The sequence below is a fragment of the Kluyvera georgiana genome, assembly GCF_050990895.1.
Taxonomy (GTDB): Bacteria; Pseudomonadota; Gammaproteobacteria; order Enterobacterales; family Enterobacteriaceae; genus Kluyvera; species Kluyvera georgiana.
This window is the reverse complement of sequence record NZ_CP158865.1, coordinates 1,542,781-1,569,136: the sequence shown is the minus strand read 5'-3', so window position 1 is coordinate 1,569,136 and position 26,356 is coordinate 1,542,781. Positions and strand designations below refer to the sequence as shown.

26 protein-coding genes are annotated in these 26,356 nt (G+C 57.8%); 3 read left to right on the top strand and 23 right to left on the bottom strand.

Features of this window, described 5'->3' with window-relative positions; all coding sequences use genetic code 11:
• Positions 1-8: 8 nt before the first annotated feature.
• From ABTW00_RS07490 to ABTW00_RS07430, 13 genes are all read right to left on the bottom strand, one after another.
• Complete coding sequence (locus ABTW00_RS07490) at positions 9-539, bottom strand: DUF3833 domain-containing protein (protein ID WP_167575361.1); 531 nt, start codon at positions 537-539, stop codon at positions 9-11.
• Positions 536-1,063, bottom strand: coding sequence for a hypothetical protein (locus tag ABTW00_RS07485; RefSeq protein WP_433639919.1), 528 nt, complete (start codon positions 1,061-1,063; stop codon positions 536-538). The genes ABTW00_RS07490 and ABTW00_RS07485 overlap by 4 nt, the downstream gene beginning before the upstream one ends.
• Positions 1,060-1,545 carry a DUF2878 domain-containing protein gene (locus ABTW00_RS07480; RefSeq protein ID WP_064543926.1) on the bottom strand — a complete coding sequence of 162 codons (486 nt, stop codon included), beginning with the start codon at positions 1,543-1,545 and terminating at the stop codon, positions 1,060-1,062. Before ABTW00_RS07480 ends, ABTW00_RS07485 begins: the two co-directional genes overlap by 4 nt.
• On the bottom strand, positions 1,542-2,762 hold the full coding sequence (locus ABTW00_RS07475) for a class I SAM-dependent methyltransferase (RefSeq protein ID WP_433639916.1): 1,221 nt from the start codon (positions 2,760-2,762) through the stop codon (positions 1,542-1,544). The genes ABTW00_RS07480 and ABTW00_RS07475 overlap by 4 nt, the downstream gene beginning before the upstream one ends.
• Entirely contained in the window at positions 2,759-3,481 is a 723-nt protein-coding gene (locus ABTW00_RS07470) for a DUF1365 domain-containing protein (RefSeq protein WP_433639914.1), read from the bottom strand. The genes ABTW00_RS07475 and ABTW00_RS07470 overlap by 4 nt, the downstream gene beginning before the upstream one ends.
• Positions 3,478-4,728, bottom strand: a complete 1,251-nt coding sequence (locus ABTW00_RS07465) for an NAD(P)/FAD-dependent oxidoreductase (RefSeq protein ID WP_433639912.1) — start codon at positions 4,726-4,728, stop codon at positions 3,478-3,480. The genes ABTW00_RS07470 and ABTW00_RS07465 overlap by 4 nt, the downstream gene beginning before the upstream one ends.
• On the bottom strand, positions 4,725-5,444 hold the full coding sequence (locus ABTW00_RS07460; RefSeq protein WP_433639909.1) for an SDR family NAD(P)-dependent oxidoreductase: 720 nt from the start codon (positions 5,442-5,444) through the stop codon (positions 4,725-4,727). Before ABTW00_RS07460 ends, ABTW00_RS07465 begins: the two co-directional genes overlap by 4 nt.
• Entirely contained in the window at positions 5,441-5,875 is a 435-nt protein-coding gene (locus tag ABTW00_RS07455) for a nuclear transport factor 2 family protein (RefSeq protein ID WP_433639906.1), read from the bottom strand. Before ABTW00_RS07455 ends, ABTW00_RS07460 begins: the two co-directional genes overlap by 4 nt.
• A 214-nt stretch (positions 5,876-6,089) precedes the next feature.
• Entirely contained in the window at positions 6,090-6,818 is a 729-nt protein-coding gene (locus ABTW00_RS07450) for a MerR family transcriptional regulator (protein ID WP_064543914.1), read from the bottom strand.
• A 149-nt stretch (positions 6,819-6,967) separates the two neighbouring features.
• Positions 6,968-7,486 (bottom strand): GNAT family N-acetyltransferase, encoded by a 519-nt coding sequence (locus tag ABTW00_RS07445; protein ID WP_065355779.1) that lies wholly within the window; start codon positions 7,484-7,486, stop codon positions 6,968-6,970.
• 211 nt (positions 7,487-7,697) lie between these two features.
• Positions 7,698-9,485, bottom strand: a complete 1,788-nt coding sequence (locus ABTW00_RS07440; RefSeq protein WP_433639902.1) for an aryl-sulfate sulfotransferase — start codon at positions 9,483-9,485, stop codon at positions 7,698-7,700.
• Positions 9,486-9,509: 24 nt separating this feature from the next.
• Entirely contained in the window at positions 9,510-10,253 is a 744-nt protein-coding gene (locus ABTW00_RS07435) for an ABC transporter ATP-binding protein (RefSeq protein WP_167575355.1), read from the bottom strand.
• Positions 10,250-11,818 carry an ABC transporter permease gene (locus ABTW00_RS07430; RefSeq protein WP_433639900.1) on the bottom strand — a complete coding sequence of 523 codons (1,569 nt, stop codon included), beginning with the start codon at positions 11,816-11,818 and terminating at the stop codon, positions 10,250-10,252. Before ABTW00_RS07430 ends, ABTW00_RS07435 begins: the two co-directional genes overlap by 4 nt.
• 223 nt (positions 11,819-12,041) lie before the next feature.
• Here ABTW00_RS07430 and ABTW00_RS07425 point away from each other — a divergent pair, with 223 nt between their 5' ends.
• On the top strand, positions 12,042-13,109 hold the full coding sequence (locus ABTW00_RS07425; RefSeq protein WP_065355783.1) for an ABC transporter substrate-binding protein: 1,068 nt from the start codon (positions 12,042-12,044) through the stop codon (positions 13,107-13,109).
• On the opposite strand, the gene ABTW00_RS07420 is transcribed toward ABTW00_RS07425, so the two are convergent.
• The 3 genes from ABTW00_RS07420 to ABTW00_RS07410 form a co-directional block, all read right to left on the bottom strand.
• Positions 13,106-14,044, bottom strand: coding sequence for a LysR family transcriptional regulator (locus ABTW00_RS07420; protein ID WP_271447551.1), 939 nt, complete (start codon positions 14,042-14,044; stop codon positions 13,106-13,108). The genes ABTW00_RS07425 and ABTW00_RS07420 overlap by 4 nt on opposite strands.
• A 68-nt stretch (positions 14,045-14,112) precedes the next feature.
• Positions 14,113-15,897, bottom strand: a complete 1,785-nt coding sequence (locus tag ABTW00_RS07415) for a diguanylate cyclase (RefSeq protein ID WP_433639896.1) — start codon at positions 15,895-15,897, stop codon at positions 14,113-14,115.
• A gap of 117 nt (positions 15,898-16,014) precedes the next feature.
• Positions 16,015-17,124, bottom strand: coding sequence for an AI-2E family transporter (locus ABTW00_RS07410; protein ID WP_433639893.1), 1,110 nt, complete (start codon positions 17,122-17,124; stop codon positions 16,015-16,017).
• A 308-nt stretch (positions 17,125-17,432) separates the two neighbouring features.
• Here ABTW00_RS07410 and ABTW00_RS07405 point away from each other — a divergent pair, with 308 nt between their 5' ends.
• Together ABTW00_RS07405 and ABTW00_RS07400 are read left to right on the top strand one after the other, a co-directional pair.
• A complete protein-coding gene (locus tag ABTW00_RS07405) occupies positions 17,433-18,404 on the top strand; it encodes a DUF1852 domain-containing protein (protein ID WP_064543902.1) in 972 nt (323 codons plus the stop codon).
• A 27-nt stretch (positions 18,405-18,431) separates the two neighbouring features.
• Entirely contained in the window at positions 18,432-19,463 is a 1,032-nt protein-coding gene (locus ABTW00_RS07400; protein ID WP_065355787.1) for a methionine synthase, read from the top strand.
• A gap of 38 nt (positions 19,464-19,501) precedes the next feature.
• Here ABTW00_RS07400 and ABTW00_RS07395 read toward each other — a convergent pair whose 3' ends face one another.
• The 7 genes from ABTW00_RS07395 to nuoI all read right to left on the bottom strand — a co-directional run bounded on the left by ABTW00_RS07395 (position 19,502) and on the right by nuoI (position 26,345).
• Positions 19,502-19,906, bottom strand: a complete 405-nt coding sequence (locus ABTW00_RS07395) for a VOC family protein (RefSeq protein WP_271447554.1) — start codon at positions 19,904-19,906, stop codon at positions 19,502-19,504.
• A gap of 98 nt (positions 19,907-20,004) precedes the next feature.
• Positions 20,005-21,462, bottom strand: coding sequence for an NADH-quinone oxidoreductase subunit NuoN (nuoN, locus tag ABTW00_RS07390; protein WP_433639888.1), 1,458 nt, complete (start codon positions 21,460-21,462; stop codon positions 20,005-20,007).
• A 6-nt stretch (positions 21,463-21,468) separates the two neighbouring features.
• On the bottom strand, positions 21,469-22,998 hold the full coding sequence (gene nuoM / locus ABTW00_RS07385; RefSeq protein WP_065355790.1) for an NADH-quinone oxidoreductase subunit M: 1,530 nt from the start codon (positions 22,996-22,998) through the stop codon (positions 21,469-21,471).
• 101 nt (positions 22,999-23,099) lie between these two features.
• Positions 23,100-24,941, bottom strand: coding sequence for an NADH-quinone oxidoreductase subunit L (nuoL, locus tag ABTW00_RS07380; RefSeq protein ID WP_433639885.1), 1,842 nt, complete (start codon positions 24,939-24,941; stop codon positions 23,100-23,102).
• Entirely contained in the window at positions 24,938-25,240 is a 303-nt protein-coding gene (gene nuoK / locus ABTW00_RS07375; protein ID WP_035892477.1) for an NADH-quinone oxidoreductase subunit NuoK, read from the bottom strand. Before nuoK ends, nuoL begins: the two co-directional genes overlap by 4 nt.
• Entirely contained in the window at positions 25,237-25,791 is a 555-nt protein-coding gene (nuoJ, locus tag ABTW00_RS07370) for an NADH-quinone oxidoreductase subunit J (RefSeq protein WP_064543890.1), read from the bottom strand. Before nuoJ ends, nuoK begins: the two co-directional genes overlap by 4 nt.
• A gap of 11 nt (positions 25,792-25,802) precedes the next feature.
• Positions 25,803-26,345 carry an NADH-quinone oxidoreductase subunit NuoI gene (nuoI, locus tag ABTW00_RS07365; protein WP_433639882.1) on the bottom strand — a complete coding sequence of 181 codons (543 nt, stop codon included), beginning with the start codon at positions 26,343-26,345 and terminating at the stop codon, positions 25,803-25,805.
• Between the last annotated feature and the right edge of the window lie 11 nt (positions 26,346-26,356).

Below are 26,356 nucleotides of genomic sequence, written 5' to 3'. Positions count from 1 at the left end.
CCTCCTCGTTATGGCGCTTTACGGGAGAAGAACAGCGTCACCGTACCGACGGTGAAACCGAATTTCTTCATCTCGGTTTTGTTAAACAGATGGTTGCCATCCTGCAGATACATCCAGTCGTCAAAATGCAGTAGCCAGGTTTTGCCGTTGGCTTTCACATTCATGCTGTAATGCCAGTTGAACGCGTTTCCCGCCGCCTGCCCTTTGGCTACCCCTTCGATGTCTCCGGCGGTTCCCTCATAACGATCGTCGCCAAGCCGCCTGATGTGCCACACCCGCTGCTGCTTCTCGCCATCGTCATAAACAAACCGTTCATTCAGGGTTAAGGTATTGCCCACCACGTCGCCATTGATAGCCACGTGGAAACGTCGCAGCTGTTTGCCGCTGCGATCCTGAACCATCCCCCAGGCCTGGGTTTCCCCCTGGAAATACTGGAAAATATCCAGCCGAGGTTGCTGCTGGCGGTAGTCGGCGATGTCGGCGCTACAGCCGGTCAGTTGCATCATCAAGGGCAGACTTAAAGCCAGTAAACGTTTCATTTTTGACCTCCAGTGAGCTGCTGGCGCAGCTCCGGGTATTGCGTACGCGAATCGAGCCAGATGGCGAGAAAGCTTTGGCTGAAATCCGCCGACTGCCGTGGCCCCAGCGGCATAAAGCGCGTTTGCGCCGCCGAGGCGCGGTACCAGAATTGCCCCTGTTTATCGTTCAGCACAAAGGCCAGCTGCGTACCCGGCTCGACGTCCGGCCATAATTCCGCCAGCATGCGCAGCCAGGCCTGGCTCTGCGCCTCACGCGCCAGAATCCCCTGCGCCTGCCACTGCTCGCGAGTGGCGTTAACCAAATCCTCCCGGTCAATATGCCGGGCGTAGGTGATGATCAGCGCCTGATCCTGAGTTAACCCGTGATATTGCCCGTCCGGCGCGCGGAGCTGGGAGGTATAGACCGTGAACGGTCCCCAGGTCAGCGTCGCGTCGCCGACTTTCCGCCAGCTCAACCAGTCCGCGGCAACGGCCGATGGCGTAGCGACCGCCAGACACAACAGCATCAGTAGCGCAGATTTCATTGCCGTCTCCCCAACAGAATGTGAAATAACAGCATTAACACCAGCCAGCCTGTCGTCAGCGCGCCGACGACGACGATCGTCGGCTGCAAAAAGGTGATGGCGCCCAGACGTTGTCCCAGCCAGTAGGCGACCGGCCCGCCGCAAACCGCCATCAGCGCCAGTATCCATCCCGGCAGCGTGGTCGAACTGGCGAGCTGGGTCCAGACCGTCGCGAACATCAGCCATAGCGCAATCATCCAGAATGGCAGTACGCCTTCGCCATGAAAATCAATCAGCCCCGTCAGCGCCCAGAGCGCATCCAGACAGCTGCCCGCCACCGCCAGCAATAGCGCATATAAGCGGCGTGCGGGCGGCAGCATCATCAGCGCCAGAATGGCTATCCCGAGCCACAACACCAGCCCTCGCTCACGAAAGAACACCACCAGAAACCAGTAAAGGTCGAAGCCGACGGCCAACAGAAAAATCTGCAGATAGCGTTTCATACGCGCTCTGCCGTCAGTTGCACCACGCTTATCGTACGGGCGTTGAAACCGGCCTCGCAGTAGCCGAAGTAGTACAGCCACATCCGGCGAAAGCGTTCGTCAAAGCCCAGCTTCTCGATATCCTGCCAGGCATGGGTAAAACGCTGCCGCCAATGCGCCAGCGTGCGGGCATAGTCCGGCCCCATATCAAACAGGTTGCGCACCACGAAATCGGTATGCCGCGTCATCAGTTCGCTCATCACCGTGATGCTGGGTAAAAAGCCGCCGGGGAAGATATAGCGCTGAATAAAATCCACGCTTTTGCTGTAGTCGCGATAGCGCTGATCCTGAATGGTGATCGCCTGAATCGCCATTTTTCCCCCCGGACGCAGACGCGCCTGGCAGGTGCGGAAGAAGGTGGGCAGATAGCGCTGGCCGACGGCCTCAATCATCTCCACCGAGACCAGCTTGTCGAACTCCCCGGTGAGGTCGCGGTAATCGCACAGCAGCACCTGCACCCGATCCTCAAGCCCGGCGCGGGCAATGCGCGCTTTCGCCCACAGGAACTGCTCCTGTGAAAGCGTGGTGGTGGTGACGCGGCAGCCATAATGCCGCGCGGCGTATTCCGCCATCGCGCCCCACCCTGTGCCAATTTCCAGTAAATGGTCACTGGAATTGAGCGCCAACTGCTCGCAAAGACGCGCCATTTTGGCCTGCTGGGCCTGCGTCAACGCCTGCTCATCGTCAGTAAACAGTGCGCTGGAATAGAGCAGTTCTTCATCGAGAAAATGCGCATAAAATTCATTACCCAGGTCGTAATGCGCGGCGATATTTTCTCGCGCCTGCTGGCGATGGTTGCGACGCGTCCAGTGGCGCAGACGCTCGATGGGCCTGCCCAGCAGACGAAAGCCGTTTTCCAGCTTTCCTAGCGTGCTGCCGTTGAGCGCAAAGATCTCCAGCAATGACGTTAAGTCATGCGTTTCCCACCCGCCGTCAATCCAGGCTTCCGCCGCCGCCAGGCTTCCCCCGGTCAGCGCCCGCCAGTACACCCTGGGGGAGAGAATATGCACTTCGGCGCGCAATGCGGCAGACGCGTCGCCAAACTGAAAGGTTTGCGCCCCTTCCCGCACCGTCAGCGAGCCGTGGCGAATGCCGCTCAGCAACCGGAAAAGCAACCAGCGCGCGATGCGGACGTTGCGCGGAATATCGGGTTCAAGCGCAAAGACGGGATCGGTCATGATCGTTTACTCCTGCTCACGGGATGGGTGTAGAGCGGCACGCGCTTGAGCCAAAGCTTCAGCGCCTGCCAGTAAATAGCGAGTACGGTTTTCAGCGTCATCAACGGGATGCGCAGCAGCAGTGAACGCAGGTTTGTTCGCGTCAGCGGCTCGCGTTTCAGCGTCAAGGTGGCATCAAAAACCTTCGCCGTTTGATGGTTTTCGATGTGCATATGCAGCGTTTTGCCCGGCGGGTTAAACCGCCAGTGATAGATCATGTCCATCGGGTTAAACGGCGAGACATGGAAAGATTTTTCTACCGGCAGCAGCGCCTGGGCGTCGACGGCATAGTAGTGGCGCTCATTCCACGGCGTATTACGGACTTCGGCCAGCACCCAACGCAGGCTGTCCGCGCGGTCATAGCAGTAGTAAAAATTGACCGGATTAAAATGGAAGCCGAGGTAGCGCAACTGCGTCAGCAGCATAACGCGGCCATCCGGCTGCTCACCGGTCAGCAGGGCAAGCTGCTCCAGCGCACGCGCCTTTAACGGCGTTCCCAACGGATAATCCGCATCATAGAAGGCCGCCGCCGCGAAGCGATTGCGCTTCACCCCCACGGTGGGAAGCTGTGGCAGTTCATCCAGATCGAGCCAGGCCATAAAAACGTGGTAGCAAAACTGATGCGCTTTAGGCTGAAAACGGCGATGGCGTAATACGCCCTGGTAAAGGCAACTGTTCATTTGAGCGCCCCTATTCCGTGCACGACATCCAGCGCGCTGCGTACTCCGTCCTCGTGAAAACCGTTGTACCAGTACGCGCCGCAGAACCAGCTGCGATGTAACCCGTTGATCTCGCCGCGACGCGCCTGCGCGCGCCAGCTTTCCGGGTTAAACAACGGGTGCTCGTAAACAAAGCGCCGCCAGACGTAGCGATCGTCAATCGGGGCGTCGGGATTGAGCGTGACGCAGAACAGCGGGCTGCCTGCGGGCACCCCCTGCAGAATATTCATGTTGTAGGTCACGCAGGCGCTGTCCCGTTCCTGCTCGCTCAGCCGATAGTTCCAGCTTGCCCAGGCGCGTTCACGCACCGGCAGCCAGCGGCGGTCGCCGTGTAACACCACCTCATTGCGCTGCCAGCCGATAGCGCCCAGAACATCTCGCTCGGCAAGCGTGGGTTCCTCCAGCATCGCCAACGTCTGTCGGGAGTGACAGGCGAAAATCACCTGATCGAAGGCGTGAACGGCGTCTTCAAGCTGGATTTTCACCCCGCCGTCGTAGCGAATCACCTGCTGTACAGGCGCGTTGAGGCGCAGCGTCAGGCGATCGCCTAGCTGGTCCAGCATCGCGCGGATATACTCTCGCGAGCCGCCGGGAACCACATACCATTGCGGACGATCGCGGATATCCAGCAGACCGTGATGCTCAAAGAAGCGTAAAAACAGCGGCAACGGAAAACGGCGCATTTCGTGTAGCGATGATGACCAGATTGCCGCGCCCATCGGCAGAATGTAATGACGGGCAAAAAAGGCGTCAAAACGGTGCTCTTCGAGGAACATCTGTAAAGTGGCGCTCGGGTCGGCATCGTTTAACGCCTGTTTGGCCAGACGATTAAAACGGACAATCTCCTTCAGTAGCCGCCAGAATGCCGGGTTCACGAGGTTACGCCGCTGGGCGAACAACGAGGTGAGCGTATGGCCGTTGTATTCAAGGCCGCTTTGCGGATTATGCACCGAGAAACTCATCTGCGTTTTCTGGCCGCGGATACCCAGTTCGCTCAGCAGCCCCATAAAACGCGGATAGGTGCGGTCGTTGTACACGATAAAGCCGGTATCAATGGCGTAGTGCCCCTGCGGTGTGGCGACATCCACCGTCGCGGTATGCCCGCCTAGCGTCGCTTCCGCTTCAAAAAGGGTGACCTGATGGTGGCCGGCGAGGCGCCAGGCGCAGGTCAGCCCGGCAATGCCGCTGCCAATAATCGCAATCTTCATGAGCGCACCATCCTGCGTAACAATACGCGCTGCAAACATACGGGAAGCCCGGCCAACGCGCGCAGCGTAACGCCAAAAGCGGTCGGGAAGGCGATATGATTTTTCCCTTTTGCGATCCCGCGGCGAATGGCTTTCACCGCATATTCCACGCTCACCTGAGCGGGCATGGGGAAATCGTTTTTGCGGGTCAGCGGCGTATCGACAAACCCCGGAGAAACCACGGTCACGGCAACGCCTTTCGGCTCCCAGTCCAGACGTAGACAGTTGGCAAACCAGCTTAACGCCGCTTTCGACGCGCCATAGGCTTCCGCCCGAGGGAAGTGCAGCCAGTGCGCCATTGAACTCACCAGCACCACGCGACAGCCGCTAATCAGCTGCGACTGCAAGGCTTCCAGACAATTGACCGGCCCCATAAAGTTGGTGGTCATCACCCGCGCGACCCGCTCAGCATCGATGATGCCGCGTTCGAGATACTCGCAGGTTCCGGCACAGAGAATGACCAGATCGGCGTAGCACCCCTTGAGCGCCTGGCGGCAGGCATCCAGGTCGGTCATGTCGAACTGAAGCGCAGTGATATTGGGGCTGTACAGGCGCAGCGTTTCCAGGCGCACGGCATCGCGGCCGCAGGCAATGACGTGATAACCGTCATCGGCCCACGATTTTGCCAGCCCGGCGCCAATACCGGAGGTTGCGCCGGTGATGAGGACAGTCATCATGAGCGCACCCTCCGTTTGACGCTACGCACCGCCCACCCCAGCAGCGGCAGGTGTTCGTAGAGCATCTCACCGGCATCGTAGTAATCGCGCTGGTGAACGATCCGGTCATCCTGAATCTTAACCATCGAGCACCCTTTCAGGGCCAGCGATGCGCCTGCAGCAATGCGGGGATGCGACCAGTGCATGGTCCACGCTACGGCACAACGCGGCGCGTCATACAGCGGCGTCTCAATGGCAAAGCGACAGGCGTTGACGTTAGCCAGCAGGTGCGTGAAATAACGCTGGATCGTCAGCAACCCGTGATGAGTGCCGAAAGGATCGACAAGCGTGGCATCCGCATCATAGATCGCGGCAAGCGCCGAAGCGGGCTGGTGGTCCAGCCCGGAGTAGTAATCAACAAACCTGTCGATGACGGATGGCAATGCGCTCATAGATCCTACCTTGTCGTGCAACAACATCGTGATGGCATACTTAAAACTTACACAATTAATAATATTTGTCCAAGTTTTGGATGAAATAAATTTTTAATCCTTTTAAATTCAATTTGATAAAAAGAATTCTATGATGAGTTTAAAATGACAAAAATCAGCCCTGCCACCTGAACAGCGGCAGGGAAAAAGCGTCGGGATGGCTGAGAGGGAGGTGTTACAGCGGGATCACATCAAGAGAATCGACCTGCTGCTGCCAGAGGTCTATTTGTTTTTTGCGGGCGACGGTGAGTTTACCGGAGGTCACCAGTAGCCATTTGCGCTGCGGGAAAATCTCCGGGGCCAGCGCCGCGGGCGCCGCGGGAAGCACATCAATGCGATGCCCTTGTCCGGTGCGTTTCAGCGCTTCAAGCCAGATTTCGCAAGGGTCGCTAAGGTGCCAGCCGGTAATCAGGTAATTATCACCCGGCGCGCGTTTATCCCCTTCCAGACAAAACGAGGTGTAGGAGATGATGATGCCGTCGAGAATTTCCCGCAGCGTCATCATTGCCGCGACGTTGGCCGAGACTTTACTGCGCAGCGGGCGCAGCACTTCCGTCACCAGTTCAGGGCGGGGATATTCGCGACCGGCGTCGTAAATCAGCTGGCGCAGAGATTCAATTTTGCCCTCTTTCAGGCGTTGCAGCATGCTCTCCTGCAAGGTGAGCCAGTTATTGGTTTGCCGTGCCCCCGGGCGGGAGAGCAGCGGTTTCACCTGGCTGACCGGCACGCCTTTTTTCACCCAGTCGAGAATTTTGAGCGCCTGCTGGATATCAGCATCGCTGTACTGACGGTGCCCGCCATCGGTGCGCTGCGGTTTGAGCAGGCCGTAACGACGCTGCCAGGCGCGAAGCGTCGTGGCATTAATGCCGCAAAGCCGGGAAAATTCACCAATGGAGTAGGACATAAAGCGCACCTGATAACCAACAATACACTCAATATACTACGAATCACGGCGGGTTGAAGGAAGTGGGAAATTTTGGGTAAGGCTTTCAGGGCATTTCAACGCACGAACCGGCAGGCCATTCACAGCCCCAGAAACACGGAATACTGGCGCTATGTCGCGATACGCATCGCCATTATTTTCAGGACACTCTGCTGCGAAGCCGTTTCAAAAACGATGTCCTTAATGTCCTCCATCCCCTGTTTTTTATAGAAGCGACGGGCGCCTTCGTTCTGTTCCAGCACCTCCAGCCATAGCCATTTTTCACCGCGATTTCGTGCAAGATCGAGGGCATGTGCAAACATCGCCTCACCGTAACGATGGCCCGTCGCGGTAGGGGACAGATACAGTTTGTTGAGAAGAACGCCGCTAATGTCGGTGTCGGGAATCGGGGCTTGCCATGTCAGTTTGGCAAACCCAAGCGGCCTTTCGGTTTCTGCAATATACCAGCCGATGTTTTGACTTTTCAGGCCCTGTTCAAGAACGGAAAGCGAGTATTCGCCCGCCAGGTAATCATTCAATTCCGATTCCGACCGCCACAGATGCCCGAAATGAGCAGGATAGATGCGATAGCCAAGTTCGTTGAGTAATACGGAATCTGCGGATGTTGCTCGTCTTATGCGTAAAGCCATGGGTTAAATTTTCATCCATTACAGAGCGAAAGAACGCTGCGATGACAACCTTCTTCAGTCTGTCCGGTAACGGCCCGCCAGACCTTCATGTTTTCTCTATGACCTGGTTTTATCATAAAACGGCCTCGATTCAACATCGGCTTCCAGCAAAAAAGTGAAGCCTGCTGTTGCCATAAAGTGGGCTTCCCTGCCCTCATTCAACCTTTCAGGCTCACGCCACGTTTTCATCCAGCCATGCCAGCAGCCCTTCCACAGACAGCTGCGCAGGCCCGCGCGCCGTCGGCTGGCCCTGTTTCAGCACCAGTAACGTCGGCAAACCGCGTACGCCGAGGGCCGCGGCGAGTTCCTGATGCTGGTCCGCATCAAGATAGCGGCTGTCGAGCGCGGCAACCCGCTGGCTGAGTTTTTCATGCGCCAGCAGCTGCCAGAGTTTGCGGCAATGTACGCAGCGCTCCGCGCCCACGAACAGCAGGATCGGTCGTTCGCTCTCCAGCTCGCTTGCCGTCGCGATGGGTCTGAAGGCGCTTTCCGCGACGCGGAACAGCTTCGGACTGCGGCGCAGCGTGTCATTATCCGTCGCCACGCACAGCGCGTCGGCACTTTTGCTATAGGGCTGCACGCCCGCCACCCGCACCACGCTCTGCGCGGGGCCTGCCGCTGCCGCGCCGGGCTGGCGCAAGGTGCGGACATCAACGGCGGCAATTGGCGTCTCCTGCGGCCGCGCCAGCTGTGGGATCCAGCCATACGGAATACGGTAAGCGCGATAAACCATATTGTTATTCAGCGTCTTGCCCCAGAACGGCGAAATGTATTCCCAGACGATTTCATGGTCACGGGTCACCTCGAAAATACGCCCGTTCGAGCCCTCGTTAATCAAGGTGTTGCCGTTTTCCAGACGCTGCATGTTGCTGATGTACGGGCTGTAGAAACGGTAAGAATCGGTCGGCTGCGGCAGGTCCGCCTCATACGGCGAGTAGCGCCACTCGATATCGAGGGTAATCGGGTTAATCTCGAGGATCCGCGAATGATCGCGCCAGGCGTTTTTCACGCCGTCCGCCGACGCCGGGTTCGGTGCGCCATATCCGGCCCAGCCGCCGTTATCAAAAATCAGGATATTGCCCGCTCCCGGTAGCCCCTGCGGGATCATATGCGCGTGGTGCTGGCCGATAATCCAGCCGATATGTTTCAGCTCCGGCTTGCTGTAATCAGGCCCAAGCTGCCAGACAATCTTGCCGCTCTGTTTATCGATAATGGCGATAATATTCGATTCGCGGGCATCCCAGATAATATTGTCCGGATGGAAACGTTGATCGCCCGCGTCGTACCATTTGTTCGGCCCCAGCGCCGACATGGAGTTGATATGCATCCAGTCGCCCATGCCGCCGCCGCTGGCGCGCATGTTCGGGTTGTTATACAGCGCCGTACGCGCCGCATCGTCAAAACCCAGCTCCTCAAAATGGTCGCTGCAGCGCCATTCCCATACCACGTTGCCCTGCCAGTCGACCTCAATAATAGTGTCGTCCAGCAGCAGCTTGTCGGAAATGGCCTCGTTCACCAGGTTGGTGTGCGCCAGAATCAGCGTGTTGCCCCCTTCCACCTGCGGCTCCAGCCCCGGCGCATAGTAGCCTACCGGGTTACCCGCTCGCTGATAATCATGGTGCGCGCGCGCCATCCAGCGGGTTTCATTGCCGGGATCGCTCACCTGCTCGTAGCGGTCGAATTTCCAGGTGACGTTACCTTCCCAGTCAACCTGAATCAGATCGAGCATATCCTGCATGCCGTAGCGCGGGTCGCGCTCGCCGCTGTGACCCAGAATCGCGCCGCCGGGCAGAATTTTATTGGGAAACCCGTGCAGTTCTGGCCATTCACGCACCACGTGGCCGTTCATGTCCACCAGCACCGCACCGTGTTCGGTGGCCTGGAAAAGGGTGTAACCGCTCCACGCCCGCTGCGGATCGTAGAGGGTGGCGCCGGTTGGGTAGACGGAAGGATGTCCCATATATTTGCTCCTTAAAGAAGAGAATCAGGCTGAAGTAATCAATTGGCGAATGTGCCGGCAGGCGGCGGTAAACGACGCGTCGTCGCGCAAACGCGGGTGCGGCAGCGCGAGGCTCACCACTTCGCGAATCCGTCCCGGCCGTGGTGAAAGCACCACCACCCGGTCGGCAAGCGCCACCGCCTCTTCCACATCGTGTGTCACCAGCAGCGTGGTGGTGCCGGTGCTTTGGTGAATCTGTAATAGTTCCTGCTGGAGCGTGTGGCGCGTCAGGGCATCCAGCGCGCCAAACGGTTCATCCAGCATCAGGATCTGCGGACGGGCGACCAGGCCGCGAGCAATCGCTACGCGCTGCGCCATACCGCCGGAAAGCTGAGCGGGCAGCGCGCTGGCGAACTCAGTCAACTGCACGCGCGCCAGCATCGCCTGCGCCCGCTGGCGCTTCTCGGCCCGGCTAAGCTTTTCATCCGCGAGGCCAAGCATCACGTTGTCGATAACGCTTAGCCACGGGAACAGCCGGGGTTCCTGAAAGACGATGCCGCGCTCTTTACCCACGCCGGTCACCCGTTCGCCGTTGATCCGAATCTCACCCTGAGTGGTCGGCTCCAGGCCTACCAGCATGCGCAGCAGCGTCGATTTCCCGCAGCCGCTGCTGCCCACCAGCGCCACCAGCTCACCGGCGGCAATATCCAGGCTAAAGTTCTGTAGCGCCGTCACCTGCTGCCAGGATTTACGCACATGCTGAAAAGAGACCAGCGTCGAAGAGGTCATAGTTGCTCCTGTTGGCGCCAGCGGGTGGCGCGAATTTCCAGTAAACGCCCGGCTTTATCCAGCGCCGCACCGGTAATACCGACCAGCAGCATGCCGCACAGAATGGTCGGCATATCTAGCAGCTGCTGGGCGTTGATCATCAGACTGCCGATACCCACGCCGGAAGACATGAAGTACTCCGCGCCGATATTGCCAAGCCAGGCATAAATCAGCGCTAATCGTAGACCGGCGAAGATACCCGGCGCCGCACCGGGAAGAATCAGGGAGCGTAAACGCGCGAAGCCCTTTAAACGCAGGACGTCAGCCACCTCATCCAACTGCGGGTTGCGCTGGGTGACGGCCTGTAAGGTGCTGAAGAACATCGGGAAGAAGGAGGCCAGAGCGATAAAGACAATTTTGCCGCCGTTATCGTTACCCACCCATGCGGTCAGCAGCGGCAGCCAGGCAAACAGCGCGATATGGCGTAGAACGTTGAGCGTTGGCGTGAAGATGTGCCCGGCACGCGGTTGTAGCGCTAACAGCAGCCCGCAAAGCAGGCCGCTCGCAATCCCTAGCGCGCCGCCAAACAGCGCGCGCCCGAGGCTTGCCAGCATCGCCGACGTTAGCTCACCGTTTGCCATTCCCAACACAAAGCGCTCGGCCACCGCCAGCGGTGAGGAGAACAACGCGCCGTCGATCCAGCCCCACTGGCTCGCCAGTTGCCACAGGACCAGCAGCACCGCCGGCAGCTGCAGCGCGCGCCAGCTGGCCTGCGGTTTCCAGGCCAGGCGACCTGTCGCGGGCTGCGGCCAGAACACCAGCCGCGAGTAGGCGCGATTCGCCGCCCACTCCATCAGCATGCCGCTAATCCCCACCACGGCAATGGTGACGAAGACGATATCCAGTTGAAACAGCTGGCGTCCCCAAACCATCAGGTAGCCAATACCTTCCGAAGAAGCCAGCAGTTCGACCACGATCAGCGACACCCAGGCCTGTGAAAGCGCCAGCCGCAGGCCGGTAAACCAACCCGGCAGGCTCGCCGGGATCACCAGCCAGCGCAGGTGCTGCCAGCGGGAAAAATTCATCACCCTGCCCGCTTCACTCAGCGTCAGCGGCACGCTGGTCACCGCCTGCTGGGTATTCAGCGTCATCGGCACGACGGTGGTTTTCACAATCACCGCCAGCTTCAGACCGTTATCAATGCCGAACAGCACCATAAACAGCGGGATCCAGCCCAGCGTGGGAATCTGCGCCAGCGCGTAAAACAGCGGCTCCACCCGCTGCGCTGCCGCGGGGACTAAACCAAACAGCGCGCCAAGCAGCGTTCCGGCCAGGGTTCCTAACAGCAGACCCAGCGCCAGATGCTGGAGGCTGAATCCCCACTGCGCCAGCAGGTCGCCGCTGAATAACGACAGCGCGGTATCGGCAACCACCGACGGTGGCGGCAGGATCTGCTCCGGCATCCAGCCTTCGCGGGCGGCGATGTACCACAGGACAAACAGCAGCGCGGGCAACAGCCACGGCCAGCCGTTCAGCCGGAATATTGGCCTTCTGGGAAGACGAGTTCTGATGAGTATCTGCGACATAGCGGCCCACTTTTCGTGAAGTTATGCCGCTATAAAAACGTGACTTTTCCCACGCCGCCATTGCGTTACGTGAATAATCCCGATGCAACAAATGCATTTCAGCCTGCCGGGTACGCGGCCTTTGCTTTAGCTTTTTTTTGCCTTTGCTTTGCCAATAAAAGTATTTAACAGCGGGGCTGGCGGCTCTTTAGGGTGAGAAAAAAACGCAGAGGAGCAATACGTTATGATGAAAGCACTTTTTCGCCGCACCTTACTGGCGCTAACGGCGACGGTCGGTCTGATGACCAGCCTTCACGCCGAAGAGCTGCGCACCATCCGTATCGGCGTACCGGATCAAAGCGCGGGCAGTCAGCCGTTTATCGAGGGGCCGGTGGGGATGGCGTATATTCGCCATCAGCTTGAAGACGTGTTTAAGCCGCAGGGCGTCGAGATTCAGTGGCAGTTCTTTAAAGGTGCCGGTCCGGCGGTGAATGAAGCGCTGGCCAACCGACAGCTTGATTTTGTCTACCTTGGCGACCTGGCCGCCATTATTGGTAAAGCCAACGGTTTGCCGACGCGCCTGCTGTTAGGCAGCCGCGGTTCAGAATCCTACCTCGCCGCTACCAAAGCGTCGGGTATCAAAACGCTGGCCGACCTGAAGGGTAAGCGCGTGGCGGTCTATCGTGGCACGGCCGATCAGTTGGCCTTTGACCGTGCGTTACAAAGCGCCGGTTTGAACGAGCGTCAGCTGCAGGTGATCAATCTCGACTGGAACGCGGGCAAAGCGGCGCTGGCCGCCGGACGCGTCGATGCGGTGTGGGGCGGCGTCTCGCTGCTGGCGCTGCGCGGCGATAAGATAGACGTGGTGGTGAAAAGCGGCGATTCCGGCCGTCAGAACACCACGCAGGCGGGCTTCCTGGGCACGCAGAGCTTTATCGAAGCCTGGCCGCAGGCCACCCAGCAGATTATCGACGTACTGGTGAAAAACGCGGCGGAAATCAGCGATGAGGCCAATCGTGAAGCCTGGTCAGCGGAAATGTCCAGACAGAGCCAGATTCCACAAGCGCTGTTCCTCGAAGAGCTACAGCCACAGGAGCTGAATTTTAGCACCTCGCCGCGCATCGATCCGTTCCTGACCGAGAGCTTCAGCAGCAGCGTCGAGCAGGCCAAAAATGGCCGACTGATTCGCAGCGCATTTGACGCGAAGCAATGGGTAGACGGCCAGTTTGTTGAACAGGCGTTGAAAAGCCAGAAGCTGGAGAAACACTGGCCGCAGTACAATCCTCAAGGCCAGCCGCTCAACGCCGGTTAAGCGCCCACTCCCTGCGCCAACGGCTGAAGCTGACGGTCGGCATGCAGGATAATCTCCATCAGCTTTTCTGCAAGCGGCGGCTGGGCCGCATGAACCGGGGAGATAATCGCAAACCGAGTCTGCATCAGCCGCCACTCGTCCGGCAGGTCGCTCAACTCCAGCTTAACCAACTGATGACTGTGCTGGCACAGCGCAAAACCGTCTTCACTGGCGAAGCTTATCGCCTCAGTATGCGCCAGCGTCGACCACAACGCATAGATATGGTCGCACTGGATCGCCGGGGTAAAGTCCTGCCGCTGGCTCAGCGTCGCCAACACTTTACGCACGCCCGGCGGTAAATAGGGGGCGGCAAACGGATAGCGCAACATCTGTTGAATAGAAACGGGTCCCTGCTTTGCCAACGGATGGCTGGCATGGCAGACGAAGAAACAACGCTGCGGGCTGAGCGGCTGAACCCGCAGCTGCGGATCCAGCTCGGCCTGCCAGCTGTCGGCCACCACAAACGGATATTGCTGCGAGGTCAGCGCATGGTGCAGGGCATACCAGTTGTCGATATGAAAACGGACCCTCGCCTGCGGCAGACGACGGTGAAATTCACCGACCGCCACCGGAATTAACCGTGCGCCGGGCGCCGGGCCGCAGCCGAACGCCACTTCGCCGTTTTGCGCATCGTCCGCTTCCCGCAGATGGCTGCTTAACTCGACGTTCAGCTCCTGAAAGCGACGCGCGTAGGGCAGCAAGGTTTGCCCATGCAGCGTCAGGGTCGGGAGCTTGCTCTGACGGTCAAAAAGCGGGTGGCCGACACTCTGCTCCAGCGCCTGAATGCTGCGACTGAACGCCGATTGCGACAGGCAGACCGCCTCCGCCGCGCGATTAAAACTGCCATATTCAACCAGCGCGACAAAGTTGCGCAGTTGGCGAAAATCGAGATGCATAGGTCCGCTTCACTTTCTGTTTACATTCAATCACAGTACTGGAAAGCGGCGGTCAAGCGCAATGCCGGTCATCCGGCCTCCAGCATGCCAAAGCTGACGATTCGCGCCCGCCCCAGCTCCTTCGCGCGATAGAGCGCCACGTCGGCGGCGCGCAGCAGGTTGTCACTTTGTACATGTTCCGGGTAGCTGGCGACGCCGATCGAGACGTCCACGTGGCCAATATCCGTCCCGGCAAAACGCAGCGCCATCTCGCGCACGCCGTTATAAATATCGGTGGCAACGCGGCTGGCGGCCTCTTCATCCATGCCGTTAAGCAGCACCAGGAACTCTTCACCGCCGTAGCGGAAAGCCGTGCCGCGCTCACGCACCACGCGCTGAATAATCGCGGCGACGCTTTTAATCACCCCATCCCCCGCCTCGTGGCCAAACCGGTCGTTAATGTGTTTAAAGTGATCGATATCGATCATCAGGCAACTGAGCGGCTCCTTATTGCGCATGGCCTGGTTCAGCTGAGTGCCCAGCATATCTTCGAGGTGGTGGCGATTACGCAGCCCGGTCAGCGGGTCGTACAGTGCTTTTTCCAGCAGCGCGTCGCGCAGCCGCTGGTTAGCCAGGGCCAGCCCCAGCGCCTCCGCCATCAGCTCGAGATAGGCGCGTGTCGAGGCGGTTTGCTCGTTGAGATTCTGGAATGAGAGCAGCCCAATCGCCTCTCCCTGCGCAATCAGCGGTACGCACAGGGAATGGCTGTGGCACGTCTCCGGCAGATGGTAGCAGCCGATATCCGGCTCGCCGTGCACCGGCGGATGGCTTTGGCCGCGACGTACCGCCCAACATTCATCCGGATGGAAAGGACTCGCTTTCCCCTCCGGCGATAGCCACTCGGCAACACAGCGCATCTGCCAGGGGTCGCGGTCGAGAACAAACAGCCGTCCGGCCACGCCGGGCGCAATGTTCGGCGCGAACAGCTCTGCCACGTTAATGACGTCATCAAAATTCTCGCAGCCTTGTAGGCGCTGCGTCATCCGCGCCAGCAGTTCGCGTATCGCCCAGTTGGCATCGCGCTCTTTCTCCAGCTGCTGTCGCGCCAGGCCGTTTTCGCGGAAAATACGCACCGCCTGCGCCATATCGCCAATTTCATCAATCTGCTTAAAGTCGGGCGTCTCCACGGCATAATCCTGCGATGCCAGCCGGTGCACCACATCGCTCAAACGCACGACCGGGCGCAGTACGCGGTGCTGTAAGATAAAGCCCAGCACGAATAAAAACAGCAGCGCCGTCAGCCCCACCATCACTTCCGACAGCGTGCGCAGCGTGCGGGACGCCCGTGTCGCATCGTCAATGGCATCGCGCGCGCGGTTATCCAGAAGCTGGCGGAAGTGATCGATTTTCTCCTGCGCGCTGTCCAACTCCTGCTCATAAATTTTGCCGTAAAGCAGCGCCATCGCCTGTGCGGTTTCACCGCGCGCCATATTGGCCAGCGCCGCTTGCTGCTCGTCCTGCAGCGCATCGACAATCTGCACGCCCTCGTGCAACAGCGCCAGCTCCTCGCCCGTCGCCCCGGCGTCCTTCAGTTTTGAGAGCCGGTGTTCAATCGATTTCAGCGCGGTTTCCTTCTGCCGGTATTCCTTCAGCACGTCCGGGTCTTTACCGACGACGTACAAGCGCGCCAGATCGGATAGCGCCCAGGCATCGTTGTCGATCTCCTCCGTGAGCCGATCGAACACCTGCCGCTGCGCTACCGCCTGACGTTCGGTGTTGTCCGCGCTGGAGGCCATCAACATGACGATACCGGAGGCGATAGTCAGACAGACCGTCGCGCCGTAGGCCCAGTTTGTTATGGTCGCTATTCTCACCGATGGCTTCCTTCTGCGACGAATATTCAATAAGCATCATGGAAATTATAGGAAATGCCCATTTCCGCGTGACAATAAAAAAAGCGGCCGCAGCCGCCTTTTGTTATCGTCATGGCATTACGCATCTGGAGGATTTTTTCCTTCCGCCATAAACTCTTCGTCCAACCCTTCGACGTTCCCCGCGTGGTCACGCCCGGAGAACAGGTTCCAGCAGGCGAGGAACAGCGCCGCGATCAACGGGCCGATGACAAAGCCGTTGATGCCGTAAATTTCCATACCGCCAATGGTGGTAATCAGGATCAGGTAGTCAGGCATTTTGGTGTCTTTACCCACCAGCAGCGGGCGCAAAATGTTATCCACCAGCCCGACAATCACGATAAAGAAACCGACGATAAAGAGCCCCTGCCACAGCTGGTCGGTGGCGAAGAGGTATATCGCCGCCGGTACCCAGATAATCGCCGAGCCCACGGCGGGTACCAGCGACAGAAATGCCATCAGCGCCCCCCACAGTACGCTCCCGTCGATGCCGACAATGGCAAACGCGATACCGCCCAGCGTCCCCTGAACGACCGCCACCACCGCCGTGCCTTTGACCGTCGCCCGGGTGACGCCGACAAATTTGGCAAACAGATGCTGTTTCACAAAATCGGTCAGCGGCAGCGAGTCCAGAATCTGATTCACCAGATACGGGCCATCTTTTAGCAGGAAGAACAGCAGATACAGCATGATGCCGAAGCTAATGGCAAAGCCGAAAGTGCCCTTACCTATCAGGAACGCGCTGCCAGCCAGGTACTGCCCCCCCGCCAACGCGACGTCAGAGAGTTTTTTCTGAATTTGCGCGACGTTATCCAGGTCGTGCTCTATCAGAAAACCTCGCGCCCAGTGCGGTAGATGCGAAAAAATGCTGGCAATAACCTGCGGGAAACGCGTGTTGTTCTCCTGCAGCTTGGTGTAAATCACGTTCAGCTCAAGCGCCAGCGATGACAGGATCGCCATCAGCGGAATAAACACAATCAGACAGATAATGACAATCGTGATGAGCGATGCCAGTTCGTTGCGCTCGCCCAACGCGCTACGCAGCTTATTTTTCACCGGGTTGAACACCACGGTGAGGATAGCCGCCCACAGAATGGCGGAAAAATAGGGGGAAAGTACGTCAAAAAATGCCCAGGTGACGAGAGCAAGAATGAAAATAAAGAAACCTTTGGTCAATCCGTTAAAGCGCATTGCTAAGTCCTGTTGCGGGAAATCTGTCACGACTATAGGTGCGTTTAGCGGGATTTACCAGGTCAGGGCGTTGCGCGCGCCGTCGAGTTGGGCCGAGTGATGTTGAGGAAAACCGCCGTAACGCTAGCGCATCATGAAGATGTCTCATGTTGCAATGAAATTAAGTCGCTTTCACTCACCCAGAGGCTCTGGCATAAAATACACATTATTAACTTATTGGCAACATGAAGCCGCCGGATGCGTGAAGCAAAACACGCGAATAATCAACAGGCTCGGTTTCATATCCCGACTCAGGAGGCAAGACTGCCATGAATAAAGATTTTACTTTTACTATTAAGCACAGCCTTTTCGACGAAAATTATAATCCTTCTGAGAATACCCGTATTACGACTAATTTTGCCAATCTCGCCCGCGGTGAAAACCGTCAGCAGAACTTACGCAATACGCTCAAGATGATTGATAATCGCTTCAATAATTTAGCGTACTGGGATAATCCGCAGGGCGATCGTTATTCCGTTGAGCTGGATATTATTTCCGTTGAAATGAATATTGCGGACACCGCCTTTCCGGCGATTGAAATTCTGAAAACCAATATTATTGATAAAAAAACCAACGAACGAATTGAAGGGATTGTTGGCAATAACTTCTCGTCCTACGTTCGTGATTATGACTTTAGCGTTCTGCTATTAGAACATAATAAGCATCGTACCGAATTTACGATTCCGGAAAACTTTGGCGATTTGCATGGCAATATCTTTAAGCATTTCGTTAATTCAGCGGAATACAAAGCACAGTTTAAAAAGCCGCCGGTCATCTGCCTCAGCGTATCCAATAAGAACGCCTATCAGCAGACCGGCAATCAGCATCCGGTTCTGGGAGTGGAATACCAGCAGCACGGCACCTCGTTAACCGAGCATTATTTCAGCAAGATGGGCCTGAAGGTGCGCTATTTCATGCCGAAAAACAGCGTTGCGCCGCTGGCCTTCTTCTTTACCGGCGATTTGCTGAGCGACTACAGCGACCTGGAACTGATCGGCACCATCAGCACGATGGAGACCTTCCAGAAAATTTATCGCCCGGAAATTTATAACGCTAACTCCGCGGCAGGTTTGCACTATCAGCCGAATCTGAGTCAGCAGGATCATTCATTAACCAAAATTGTTTACGACCGGGAAGAACGCAGCCGGCTCGCCATTGAGCAAGGCAAATTCACCGAAGAACACTTTATCAAACCGTACAAACATATTCTTGAGCAATGGTCAGCCGACTACGCGCTTTAATGAATTCACATTGAAAGGTTATCTATTATGAAAACATTGCTCCCGACATCAACGGCTGGCAGCTTACCGAAACCATCCTGGCTCGCGCAGCCGGAAACGCTGTGGTCGCCGTGGAAACTGCAGAATGAAGAGTTAATTCTGGGCAAACAGGATGCGCTGCGTTTATCATTGGACGATCAGCTGCGGGCCGGAATTGATATTGTCAGCGACGGTGAGCAAACCCGTCAGCATTTTGTCACCACCTTTATTGAGCACCTCAGCGGCGTCGATTTTGAAAAACGCGAAGTGGTGAAAATTCGTAATCGCTACGATGCCAGCGTGCCGACCGTAGTTGGAGCCGTCGAGCGTAAAAAACCGGTCTTTGTCGATGACGCGCGTTATTTACGTCAGCTCACCAAACAGCCGATAAAATGGGCGCTGCCGGGGCCGATGACCATGATCGATACCCTGTACGATGCCCACTATAAAAGCCGCGAAAAGCTGGCCTGGGAATTTGCCAAAATCCTTAATCAGGAAGCGCGCGAGCTGGAAGCGGCGGGCGTGGACATTATCCAATTTGACGAGCCGGCCTTTAACGTCTTCTTCGATGAAGTTAACGACTGGGGCATCGCCACGCTGGAGCGCGCGATTGAGGGGCTGAAATGCGAAACGGCCGTACATATCTGTTACGGCTACGGTATTAAAGCCAATACCGACTGGAAAAAGACGCTGGGCAACGAGTGGCGTCAATATGAAGAAGCGTTTCCGAAGCTGCAGGCGTCGAATATCGATATCATCTCGCTGGAGTGCCATAACTCCCGCGTGCCGATGGACCTGCTGGAACTGATTCGCGGTAAAAAGGTGATGGTCGGGGCCATTGACGTCGCTAACCATACCGTCGAGACGGCGGAAGAAGTTGCCGATACTCTGCGCAAAGCCCTGCAGTTTGTGGATGCCGACAAACTTTATCCGTCAACCAACTGCGGAATGGCCCCGTTGCCACGCCACGTGGCCCAGGGCAAGCTCAACGCGCTGAGCGCGGGGGCGGAAATCATTCGTCGCGAGCTGGCGGCGAAGTAACGTCACAAGATACAGGCGATCGCCGGGATCGCCTGTTATTACGCTGGCTGCGCGTTCTGATAAAGATCCCAGCGGTTGCCATACAGATCTTCAAACACCACCACCGTACCGTACTCCTCCTCACGTGGCGCTTCGCAGAAATGCACGCCTTTCGCCTTCATGGCATGGTAATCGCGCCAGAAGTCATCGGTCTGTAGGAACAGAAAGACTCTTCCGCCGCATTGGTTGCCGATAAAACCTTCCTGCCGTTCGTTGGACGCGCGCGCCAGCAGAAGATTGCAGTCGCTTTCCGGGTTGGGTGATACCACCACCCAGCGTTTACCCGGCTGTGGCGTATCTTCAATGAGCGTGAACCCCAGTTTGTCCGTGTAGTACTCAATCGCGCGGTCGTAGTCGTCGACCACAATGGCGACATGTCCCAGACATCTTTTTTGCGTTCTCATTAGCGGCTCCATTCAGATTTATACGCGACTACCCTACACGCTTTCACGCATAAAAAAACCGCCGATAAATCGGCGGTTATTCACATCATCACGCTGGATTACATCAGCGGCATCGCCAGCTGAACGATGCTAATCAGCGGCTGCGGGTAGATACCCAGCACCAGCACCAGCAGCGCGGAGATCAGCACCACGATACCGCCCGCGCTGTACTGCCAGTTAGACGGCGCATCACGGCCCGGCTGCGGCGGCGCACTCAGGTACAGGCTCACCGCTACACGCAGATAGTAGTAAAGGCCAATCGCGGAGCCAACGACCACCGCGCCAACCAGCCACCACAGGTGCGCCTGGACGCCGACGGCCAGCACGTAGAACTTACCGATAAAGCCAAGCGTCATCGGGATACCGGCCAGCGACAGCATCATCACCGTCATCACCGCCGCCAGAATCGGACGGTTCCAGAACAGACCACGGTAGGAGTACAGAGAATCTGCATCCGGGCCGCGGTACGGGCTGGACATCAGGCTGACGACGCCGAACGCGCCGAGGCTGCTGAACAGGTAACCGGCCAGGTAAACGCCAACGGTCTCCATCGACATCTCGCCGCTGTGCAGCGCAATCAGCGCCACCAGCAGGTAGCCGAGGTGAGAGATAGAGGAGTAACCCAGCAGACGTTTGATGTTGGTCTGGCTCAGCGCCATCAGGTTACCGAAGATGATAGAGGCGAAGGCGATAATCCCCAGCACCACGCGTACCGCTTCGCTGTCGCCTACCGGCGCGTACAGGAACAGACGCATCACCACCCCGAAGATGGCAATCTTGCTGGCGGTCGCCAGGAAGGTGGAAACCGGCGCAGGCGCGCCCTGGTATACGTCCGGCGTCCACAGGTGGAACGGCACCAGCGAAAGCTTGAAGCCCAGACCGACGATCATCATCCCAAGGCCCGCCAGCAGCAGCGGTTCGTGCAGCATGTTGTCGCTGAGGCTCTTACCGAGCGCCAGGAACGACAGGTCGCCAGACTGCGCGTACAGTAACGCGATACCGAACAGCAGGAACGACGATGCCGCAGCGGACAGAATGGTGTATTTGATGCTCGCTTCCAGCGAACGTTTCTGGCGGAAAGCGTAGCCAATCAGACCGAACAGCGGCAGAGAGATAAGCTCAATCCCGAGGAACAGCGCCGCCAGATGGTTGGCGTTAGCCAGCAGAATGCCGCCCAGCGCGGCAATCAGCACCAGCAGGTAGAACTCTTCCCGGTTATCGGTGTAGCCCTCAAGCCACGGATAGGCAAAGGTGCAGGTCGCCAGGCTCGCCAGCAGCACCAGCCCGGTGTAGAGCATCGCGTAACCGTCAACGCGCATCAGCGGGGTGACGTCCATCGCGCCCGCCTGGCCAACAAACCAGAGCGAGACCAGCGCGGCGTTAAGCCCAATGACCGACAGCGTGGCATTGAGGAAGTGATTGCGTCGCCACGCAATGGAGAGCATCACAACCACCACCGTCAAGCCGACGATCAGCAGCGGTAACAGCGCGATCAGTTGTTGTGGAGTTATTGTCATGGCGAATTACGGCCTTGTAGTTGAAACAGAATTAACAAACCACTGCTGGATGTTGCCCATCGCAGAATGTGACGTGTCCAGAATCGGCTGCGGGTAGAAGCCCAGCAGAACCAGAAGCACGACCAGCAACAGCACGATGAACAGCTCGCGCAGCGACATCCCTGGCAGTTCTTTTGCCGCGATTTCGCTCTTCGCTTTACCGAAGTACGCCCGGTGCAGCATCGCCAGTGAATACACAGAAGCGAAGACCAGACCAAAAGTGGAAATAACCGTAATCACCGGCACGATATGGTAGCTGCCGAACAGGATCATAAATTCGCCAACGAAGTTACCGGTACCCGGCATCCCCAACGTCGCGACGGCGAAGAACATTGACAGCGCCGGCAGCCACTTAATTTTGCTCCACAGACCGCCCATCTGACGCATGTCGCGGGTATGCAGACGCTCGTACAGCTGACCACACAGAATGAACAGACCGGCCGCGGACAGACCGTGTGCAATCATCTGAATCACCGCGCCCTGGTACGCCAGCTGGCTGCCGGTATAGATGGCAATCAGCACGAAGCCCATGTGGGACACGGAAGTGTAGGCAATCAGACGTTTAATATCGTACTGGGTAAACGCCATCCACGCGCCGTAGAAAATACCGATAACGCCCAGCCACATCGCGATAGGCGCGAACTCGGCGGAAGCATTCGGGAACAGCGGCAGCGCAAAGCGCAGCAGACCGTAGGCCGCGGTTTTCAGCAAGATACCGGCGAGGTCAACGGAACCTGCGGTGGGTGCCTGAGAGTGCGCGTCCGGCAGCCAGCCGTGCAGCGGAACCACCGGCATTTTCACCGCGAAGGCGATGAAGAAGCCGAGCATCAGCAGATATTCCACGCTGTGGGACATCGGGGTCTTCAGCAGATCCTGATAGTTGAAGGTCCAAACGCCGGTCGCATTGTGGTGCACGAACACCAGCGCCAGGATGGCAATCAGCATCACCAGACCGCTCGCCTGGGTATAGATGAAGAACTTGGTGGCCGCCGTGATACGCGTTTTACCGTCGGAGGCTTTATGGCCCCAGAGCGCGATCAGGAAGTACATCGGCACCAGCATCATCTCCCAGAAGAAGAAGAACAGGAACATGTCGATGGCGAGGAACACGCCGATAACGCCGCCCAGGATCCACATCAGGTTGAGGTGGAAGAAGCCCTGGTATTTCTGGATTTCATTCCAGGAACAGAGCACCGCCAGCACGCCCAGCAGACCGGTCAACACCACCATCAGCAGCGACAGGCCGTCGATAGCCAGGTGGATAGTGATCCCAAAACGCGGGATCCACGGCAGGATGAACTCAGACTGCCACTGCGGCAGACCGGCAGATTGCGTGAGTGAGTAGCCGCCCTGCAGCCACAGCTGCAGGCCAAGCGCCAGCGTCAGCCCCATGGTAATCAGCGCTATCCAGCGCGGCATCTTCACGCCAAAGCGTTCGGTCTGCCAGCAGAGGAAACCGCCAATAAAGGGAATCAGTATTAGCCAGGGTAATAACATGGCAATTCATTTCCTTATTCAACTATCCGGTGGCGACATCGCTCGCCGGAACAGGAAAACAGCACGACATTTTCATGGGGAGGAAAACCCTCCCCAACGAATTAACGCAATACCATCAACAGCGCCAGCACCACCACGGCACCAATGCTCATTGACGCAACATACCAGCGCAGATAACCGTTCGCGCTCAGCACCAGGCCTTTGCCTGCAAAGCGGGAAAGGATCGCCGGAATGTTCATCAGCGCGTTGAGCGGGTCGCTCTTCAGCAGCCAGGCGATGCCCAGGAATGGCTTAACGAACACTTTGTCGTACAGCCAGTCAAAGCCCCAGGCGTTGTACCACCAGGTCCCCAGCAGACGGCCCGGCGCGCTGTTGGCGATAGAGGTCACCAGCGTACGTTGACCCAGCCACAGCCATGCGGCAATCAGGATACCGGCAATCGCCACGATGCCTGAGGTGATTTCCAGCGTCAGCACGCGGCCATGTTCCAGCTCGGTCGTTGCCGGCAGTACGCCGTGCAGCGGCGGCACAATCAGCGCGCCCACGAAGGTCGACAGCACCATCAGCACAATCAGCGGCAGGTGATGGGTAATCCCCTTCCCGGCGTGCGCATGAATCTGCTCTTTACCGTGGAAGACGATGAAGATCATACGGAAGGTGTACAGCGAGGTCATGAACGCACCGACCAGACCCGCCACCATCAGATTGATATGGCCGTTAGCCATCGCCCCGGCAAGGATTTCGTCTTTACTGAAGAAGCCCGCGGTAATCAGCGGCAGCGCGGAGAGCGCGGCGCCACCGACCAGGAAGCAGGCATACACCAGCGGAATCGACTTACGCAGGCCGCCCATCTTGAAGATGTTCTGTTCGTGATGGCAGGCCAGAATCACCGAGCCGGACGCCAGGAACAGCAGCGCTTTGAAGAACGCATGGGTCATCAGATGGAAAATCGCCGCGTCCCACGCCTGTACGCCCAGCGCCAGGAACATGTAGCCAATCTGGCTCATGGTAGAGTACGCGAGTACACGTTTGATGTCGGTCTGCACCAGCGCGGCAAAGCCTGCCAGCACCAGCGTAATCGCCCCAACGATACCCACCAGATGCAGCACTTCCGGCGTCATCAGGAACAGGCCGTGAGTACGGGCAATCAGGTAGACACCGGCGGTTACCATGGTGGCAGCGTGGATCAGCGCGGAGACCGGCGTTGGGCCAGCCATCGCGTCTGCAAGCCAGGTCTGCAACGGCAGCTGCGCGGATTTACCGACGGCACCACCCAGCAGCATCAGCGTTGCCCACATCAGCATGTTATTGCCTGCGGCAAAGTGCGCCGGCGCCAGTTCCACCATTTCGCGGAAGTTCAGCGTGCCCAGCTCGTTGTAGAGAATGAACAGCGCGAACGCGAGGAACACGTCACCCACACGGGTTACCACGAAGGCTTTCATTGCCGCCGCGCCGTTCTTCGGATCGGTGTAGTAGAAACCGATCAGCAGATAGGAGCACAGGCCCACGCCTTCCCAGCCCAGATACATCAGCAGCAGGTTATCGGCCAGTACCAGAACCACCATGCTGGCGATAAACAGGTTGGTGTAGGCGAAGAAGCGAGAGTAGCCCTCTTCACCGCGCATGTACCAGGAGGCGAACATGTGGATCAGGAAACCAACCCCGGTCACGACCGAGAGCATGGTCAGCGACAGGCCGTCCAGCACCAGGTTGAAACCGATATTGAAATCACCGACGGACATCCACGTCCACAGCGGCTGGCTGAACGCCTGCTTGCCGTTAGCGAAGAAGTCGATGCCGACGTACGTCGTGACCAGCGCGGACAGACCAATCGAGCCAATCCCCACGGTGGCGGAGAGGTTTTCCGACCAGCGCCCGCGAGAGAAGGCCAGCAGGACAAAGCCAATTAATGGGAAAATAATGGTTAAAGCAAGCATGTTCATCCGCGCAACTCACTTACTGAATCGATGTTCAGGTTCTGGCGGCGACGATGGAGCTGCAGCAGCAGCGCCAGGCCAATACTCGCTTCCGCAGCCGCGAGGGTAATGGCGAGGATATACATCACCTGACCGTCGGTCTGGCCCCAGTAGCTGCCGGCGACCACGAAGGCCAGCGCGGCGGCGTTAATCATGATTTCCAGCCCAATCAGCATAAACAGCAGGTTACGGCGGATAACCAGACCGGTTAAACCCAGCACGAATAAAATCGCAGCGAGGATCAGCCCATGTTGTAAAGGAATCATGCGTGTTCCTCCGTTTTCCTTTTCGCGCTATCGCCTGCGCGATTGCTCAGCACTTCACCCGGACGGTCTTCGCGTCCCAGGTGGAAGGCCACAACCAGCCCCGCCAGCAGCAGCATAGAGGCCAGCTCTACCGCCAGGACGTATGGCCCGAACAGCGCGATGCCAACTTCTTTAGCGCTAATCGCGTTGCCTTCAATCCCCTGGTCATTCAGGCCAATGATGGCGTAAACCATCACCGCCAGCAGCACGGCAGACAAAATCGCCGGGCCAATCCAGATTTGCGGCTTCAGCCACTCACGTTCCTGAGCGATTTCAGCGCCGCCCAGGTTAAGCATCATCACCACGAAGACGAACAGCACCATGATGGCGCCCGCATAGACGATGATCTCCAGCGCACCGGCGAAATACGCGCCCAGCGAGAAGAACACCCCGGCAATTGCCAGTAGCGAGATAATCAGATACAGCAGCGCATGTACCGGGTTAGTGTGCGTAATCACTCGCAGCGTCGCGAGGACAGCAATCAGGCCACAGATATAAAAAGCGAATTCCATTGCCCCTCTCCTTACGGTAACAGGCTCTTGACGTCGATAGGCTTAGCTTCGTTCTCTGCTTCGCCCTTATCTTTGCCGTCGATTGCCATACCCGCCATCCGGTAGAAGTTATATTCCGGGTATTTACCCGGACCGGAAATCAGCAGATCCTCTTTTTCGTACACCAGATCCTGACGTTTGTATTCGCCCAGCTCGAAGTCCGGGGTCAACTGAATCGCCGTGGTCGGGCACGCTTCTTCACACAGGCCGCAGAAAATGCAGCGCGAGAAGTTAATGCGGAAAAACTCCGGATACCAGCGGCCATCTTTGGTCTCTGCTTTCTGCAGAGAGATACAGCCCACCGGGCAGGCTACCGCGCACAGGTTACAGGCCACGCAGCGCTCTTCACCGTCCGGGTCGCGCGTCAGCACGATACGGCCACGATAGCGCGGCGGCAGGTAAACCGGCTCTTCCGGGTACATTTGCGTTTCGCGTTTGGCGAACGCATGCAGGCCAATCATCCAGATACTGCGTACCTGGGTGCCGAAGCCTACGAATAATTCTTTTAAGGTCATGGTCTATTCGC